Annotated in this window: 7 protein-coding genes and 1 pseudogene; all 8 read left to right on the top strand. The window is 63.9% G+C overall.

Annotated features, from left to right (window positions below):
* Positions 1-271: pseudogene (locus tag Q1V87_RS13850) on the top strand (hypothetical protein); the annotation flags it as partial.
* Between the two features lie 184 nt (positions 272-455).
* Positions 456-812 carry a 30S ribosomal protein S6 gene (gene rpsF, locus Q1V87_RS13845; protein WP_300594056.1) on the top strand — a complete coding sequence of 119 codons (357 nt, stop codon included), beginning with the start codon at positions 456-458 and terminating at the stop codon, positions 810-812.
* A 5-nt stretch (positions 813-817) separates the two neighbouring features.
* Entirely contained in the window at positions 818-1,312 is a 495-nt protein-coding gene (locus Q1V87_RS13840; protein ID WP_300594054.1) for a single-stranded DNA-binding protein, read from the top strand.
* Positions 1,313-1,357: 45 nt separating this feature from the next.
* Positions 1,358-1,612: a 30S ribosomal protein S18 gene (gene rpsR, locus Q1V87_RS13835; RefSeq protein WP_292712636.1), complete on the top strand. Its 255-nt coding sequence runs from the start codon at positions 1,358-1,360 to the stop codon at positions 1,610-1,612.
* Between the two features lie 9 nt (positions 1,613-1,621).
* On the top strand, positions 1,622-2,074 hold the full coding sequence (rplI, locus tag Q1V87_RS13830) for a 50S ribosomal protein L9 (RefSeq protein ID WP_228179191.1): 453 nt from the start codon (positions 1,622-1,624) through the stop codon (positions 2,072-2,074).
* Positions 2,075-2,603: 529 nt separating this feature from the next.
* Entirely contained in the window at positions 2,604-3,980 is a 1,377-nt protein-coding gene (gene dnaB, locus Q1V87_RS13825; RefSeq protein WP_300594050.1) for a replicative DNA helicase, read from the top strand.
* Positions 3,981-4,169: 189 nt separating this feature from the next.
* A complete protein-coding gene (locus Q1V87_RS13820; protein ID WP_300594048.1) occupies positions 4,170-5,129 on the top strand; it encodes a GyrI-like domain-containing protein in 960 nt (319 codons plus the stop codon).
* On the top strand, positions 5,126-5,581 hold the full coding sequence (locus tag Q1V87_RS13815; RefSeq protein WP_300594045.1) for an SRPBCC family protein: 456 nt from the start codon (positions 5,126-5,128) through the stop codon (positions 5,579-5,581). Before Q1V87_RS13820 ends, Q1V87_RS13815 begins: the two co-directional genes overlap by 4 nt.
* Positions 5,582-5,619: the final 38 nt, after the last annotated feature.

The raw sequence follows: 5,619 nt of genomic DNA, 5'->3' as shown, positions 1-5,619 counted from the left end.
CGTCGGCTCGCTCATCCTCACGAGCCTCGTCCTGACGCTCACGCGGGTCTACCTCATCCGGCACCCGGAACTGCATCACGAATCGCAGGCCAAATTCCGGGACGGCCTGGCCGTCGGGGTGATTATCACGGTCCTGTTCGGAGTGGCACTGTTGCTGATGTTCGCCATCCCGGCACTGAACTATTGGTGGCTGTTCGTGCTGTTCCTGACACGCCCGATCTACGCAATCGTCGTGCGCACGTGGGATCGTAGGACCCAGCCCCGCGCCTGACGCAAGAAAACGGCCGGTTGGGCCGCGGATGCCGCATCCGATACACTGTGAAGGTTGTCCGGCATCCGTTCGTACGGAATCAGCCCAGACACGTGCACACACCCTCCTGCTGCCGGGAAATGCCCGACAGCCGTTCTAGTCCGAAGGAGGTGGGTCAGTGACGCACACACACCAGTACGAACTCATGGTGATCATCAACCCTGAGATCGACGAGCGCCAGGTCCCCACGACCCTCGACAAGTTCCTCGCAGTCATCACCAACGATGGTGGCTCGATCGAGAACGTCGATGTCTGGGGCAAGCGCCGGCTCGCTTACGAGATCCAGAAGAAGACCGAGGGCATCTACGCCGTCGTCAACTTCACCTCGACCAGCGACGCCGCGCAGGAGCTCGACCGTCAACTCAAGCTGAACGAGCAGATCATGCGCACCAAGGTGCTGCGCGCCGAAGAGGCCATCGCGATGATCGCTTCCGAAGCCAAGCGCGCCGAAGAGAAGGCTGCCCGCAAGGCTGCCGCGCCGGCACGGGCTGCGAAGGCGTAATCGTCATGGCCGGCGAAACCGTCATCACCGTGGTGGGCAACCTCACGGCTGATCCCGAGCTGCGCTACACGCAGAACGGGCTTCCGGTCGCGAACTTCACGATCGCATCGACGCCGCGCACTTTCGACCGTCAGGCCAACGAGTGGAAGGACGGCGAAGCGCTGTTCCTCCGCGCGAGCGTCTGGCGTGACTTCGCCGAGCACGTCGCCGGCTCGCTGACCAAGGGATCCCGCGTCATCGCGACCGGGCGCCTCAAGCAGCGCAGCTACCAGGACCGCGAAGGCAATAACCGCACCGCCATCGAGCTGGAGGTCGACGAGATCGGCCCCTCGCTGCGCTACGCGACCGCTCAGGTCACGCGTGCCGCGAGCAGCGGTGGCGGCGCCGGCGGCGGCCAGTCCCGCGGCCAGGTCGCCGACGAGCCCTGGTCGACCCCCGGTTCCTCGAACGCCGACGCCTGGGCTGCCCCCGGCACCTACGGCGACGACACCCCGTTCTAAGCACCACGGATGCCGCGGCATCCGGTTCACACGTAAGGAAAACCCATGGCTGGAAAGTCAAGCGGCGATCGCCGCAAGCCGCGCAAGGGCGGCAAGCCGGTCGCCCCGGCAAAGGCAATCCGGGTCGGCCTCATCGACTACAAGGATGTCGCCACCCTCCGCAAGTTCATCTCGGAGCGCGGCAAGATCCGCGCCCGTCGTATCACCGGTGTCTCGGTGCAGGAGCAGCGTCTGATCGCCCGTGCGATCAAGAACGCGCGCGAAATGGCTCTCCTGCCTTACGCCGGCGCTGGCCGCTAAGGAGTCCCCATGTCGAAGCTCATTCTCACGAACGAGGTCGCCGGGCTCGGTAGCGCCGGTGATGTTGTCGAGGTCAAGGACGGCTACGCCCGTAACTACCTCATCCCCCAGGGATTCGCCGTGGCCTGGAGCCGCGGTGGCGAGAAGCAGGTCGCCTCGATCCGCGCCGCCCGTGAGGCGCGTGCGATCCACGACCACGAAGAGGCTGTTTCGCTCAAGCAGAACCTCGAGTCGAACAAGGTCAAGCTCGCCATCAAGGCCGGCGCCGAAGGCCGCCTGTTCGGTTCGGTCAAGCCCGCGGATGTCGCAGACGCCGTCAAGGCCGCCGGTTTCGGTGACCTCGACAAGCGCAAGATCCACATCACCTCGCCGATCAAGTCGGTCGGCGAGCACGAGGCCACGATCCGTCTTCGCGACGACGTGACCGCCGTGATCACGCTGCAGGTCGTCGCCGCGAAGTAATCGCGAGACGCCACGCCGGGGCGGATGCCGCAGACACGCAGTCTGCAGCATCCGCCCTTCATTTGTTGTGATGTCGCGGGTGGTTTTGTGCTCCTGGGCTTGCACGTTCGGTTGCCGCCTGATAGGCGAATTCTGTGCCGCTTGTACACAGCGAGAGACAGCACAGACAACCTTCAACGCCAGGTTCAACCACAACCTTGTCCACAACGTGTGGGGAAGTAAAACTCCAGGTCAGATGCCCTTTCTTCTGATTGGATCTGTGATCTCACAACCTTTGTCCACAGGCACTGCTCACAAGCACAGCGGCGTTTCCCGCAGGTTCTACACAGAGTTATCCACAGGCGGTGTTGCGGGTGTCGGAACCCGTCCATAGCGTTGTGCTGGCCGGTGGCGAGGCGCTCCGGATTCAGCGTCGAAACCAGCGCCTCAACAGCTGCGGAAGAGGCGTTCTACCGCACCCGCGGATGGCACAGCCACGGTGCAGTACAGCCACACGGTGCAGCACAGCACGAACAGCGAAGGGGGACACATGTCGATTGCGGACATCTCGGAGGATCGGCTCGGCGGACCCCGCGAGCACGAGCGCACTCCGCCGCACGACATCCTCGCCGAGCAGAGCGCACTCGGCGGCATGCTGTTGTCGAAGGATGCCGTCGCCGATGTCATCGAGACCCTGCGGGGTGCTGACTTCTACATCCCCAAGCACGAGCTGATCTTCGAGGCGATTCTCACCCTCTACTCGCACGGTGAGCCGACGGACGTCATCACCGTCACCGACGAGCTCATCAAGACGGGTGAACTGCAGCGTGCTGGCGGCGCCGACTACCTGCACACGCTCACCTCGATCGTCCCGACCGCCGCCAACGCCGCCTATTACGCATCGATCGTCGCCGAGCGTGCGCTGCTGCGCCGTCTCGTCGAGGCCGGGACCCGCATCGTCCAGATGGGTTACGCCGGCCAGGGCGAGGCGGTAGACCTCGTCAACAGTGCGCAGGCCGAGATCTACTCCGTCACCGGCGCCGAGGCCGCTGAAGACTACGTGCCGCTCGAGATCGCGGTGGATGCCGCGCTCGAAGAGATCGAGGCCGCTCGAGGACGCGATGGCAAGATGACCGGCATCCCGACCGGCTTCCAGGGTCTCGATCAACTCACCAACGGGCTCCATCCCGGGCAGATGATCATCATCGCGGCGCGTCCCGCCATGGGTAAGTCGACGCTGGCCCTCGACTTCGCACGGGCCGCGGCGATCAAGAACAACATGCCGACGATCTTCTTCTCGCTCGAAATGGGACGCAGCGAGATCGCGATGCGCCTCATGAGCGCCGAGGGCGCTGTGCCCCTGCAGAACATGCGCAAGGGCACGCTGGACTCCCGCGACTGGACGACGATCGCCGCCACCCGCGGTCGCATCAATGAGGCCCCGCTCTACATCGACGACAGCCCCAACATGACTCTCGTCGAGATCCGCGCGAAGTGCCGCCGACTCAAGCAGCGTGCTGGGCTGAAGATGGTCGTCATCGATTACCTGCAGCTGATGACCAGCGGTAAGCGTGTCGAGTCCCGTCAGCAGGAAGTGTCGGAGTTCTCTCGTGCGCTCAAGCTCCTCGCGAAGGAGCTCGGGGTTCCTGTCATTGCTCTGTCACAGCTGAACCGTGGCCCCGAGCAGCGCGCCGACAAGAAGCCCGCGCTGTCTGACCTGCGTGAATCGGGCTCGATCGAGCAGGATGCCGACATGGTCGTGCTGCTGCACCGCGAAGCCGCCTACGAGAAGGACTCCCCGCGCGCGGGCGAGGCCGACCTCATCGTCGCCAAGCACCGTAACGGACCAACCGACACCATCACCGTCGCCTTCCAAGGCCACTACTCGCGCTTCGCGGACATGGCTCCCGGCGGCGACTTCGGGTAGGTGTAGGCATTTGTCGAAGTTGTCCGTTTCGCAGATGAAAGGTCCACGCTGTGTCCATGTGGACATTTCGGGCCGGTTCGTAGAGTCCACTTCGGGGCTTGGGAGGCGCGTAGAGATGTGCAGACACCAGGCGAGCGGAATCGCAAAAAATGTCGAGAGGTTGAGCACCTTCGCTCGTAGATTTGCTGCGTGTCTGCGTTCGTACGTCCGTCGACCGCCCGGCGGCATGAGGAGTGCGTGAGTCGAGCGTTGCAGTGGGTGGAAGAGCGGCTCGAGGAGCCGGTGACGCTCGCGTGCATGGCGCGGGTCGCCGGTCTTTCCCCGCATCACTTCCATCGCGTGTTTCGTGCTGTAGTCGGCGAGAACCCGAAGGCGCATCTACGGAGGTTGCGTCTCGAACGCGCGGTTTACCGGCTCAAGGTGAGCAGCGATACGGTGCTGGACATCGCGTTGGAGTCCGGGTTTACCACGCCTGAAACCTTCACGCGAGCTTTCGTCAGGCGCTTCGGGCTCAGCCCTTCGGAGTACCGCCGGATGGTGCGGTCGTATCGCGAGTATGCGGATGTGGCGCGGCAGAGCAGGACATTCGAGGGCTTCACAGCGGAGACGCCGCTTACTCTCCGTTTCGATCTCGACGCGGCGCCGGTGCGGGTGGAGCGGACCTCCGAGCTGCACCTGCTCGCACTCCGGCATCGCGGGTACGGTGGCCTCAGTATTGGACATGCTTCGATCGAGCCCTGGAAGCAGCTGCGCGAGTTCGCGACCGCCGCCGGCATCCCCCACCAATTTGGTCGTCTGGTGGGGATCACGCGCGACGATCCCTATGTGGTGGATGAAGACCAGATCCGCTTCGACGCCGCCCTACTGATCGAGGGTCCGATAGACCCGCCCCGCCCCTTCGTTTATCGAACGATGCCGGCTCAGCTTTGCGTGGTGCATCGGCATACCGGCGGTGCTGAGCAGATAGCCAAGACCTTCGCCGCTATCGGTGTGCAGTGGATGCCCTCAGAAGGGTGGCGTCTTCGCTGCACATCACCTTTCGAGGTTCATCACGTCGACCAAGCTTCCGATGCTGCCCGCATCAGCCACACCGACGCCTATGTCCCCCTTAGGCACCCGCCCCATCCTCAACCAGAAGGAGCACCATGATCGGATTCCAGTTCACCGAGCACATCGACAGGCCCCCGTTGGACGTGTTCGCCGTCCTGGCAGATCCCACCCGATCGGTCGATTACGTCGATGGCGTGGTGAGGAGCGCGAAAGTGACAGACGGGCCACTCGCCGAGGGGTCCGTGATCGAGGAGACCCGCCGTGTGAAGGGCAAGGAATCGACAGGTCGCCTGCGGATCGTCGCCCTTGATTCGCCGTCGACATTCGCGATCGCCAGCGAGGCGGAAGGCATCACCGTGACCTATCGATACCGTCTTCACCCCGAAGGAGCTGGCACTCGCATCGAGTGGACATGCGAGCTGGAAGCGGGCGGACTGCGGCGGATGATGCTACCCCTAGTAGCTGCGATCTCGAAGAAAGAAGACGGCGACCACCTGGTCCGCCTCAAGACATATATCGAGTCGCAGCACGAAGCGGAGATCGCATCGTGATGCCCTCCGACACCTCGGTCGACGAGGCGCTCGATCGC

The sequence above is a fragment of the Microbacterium sp. genome (assembly GCF_030149085.1).
In the GTDB taxonomy this organism is placed as follows: domain Bacteria; phylum Actinomycetota; class Actinomycetes; order Actinomycetales; family Microbacteriaceae; genus Microbacterium.
Note: the sequence above shows the minus strand (reverse complement) of the source record. Positions and strands in the feature narration are given on the sequence as shown.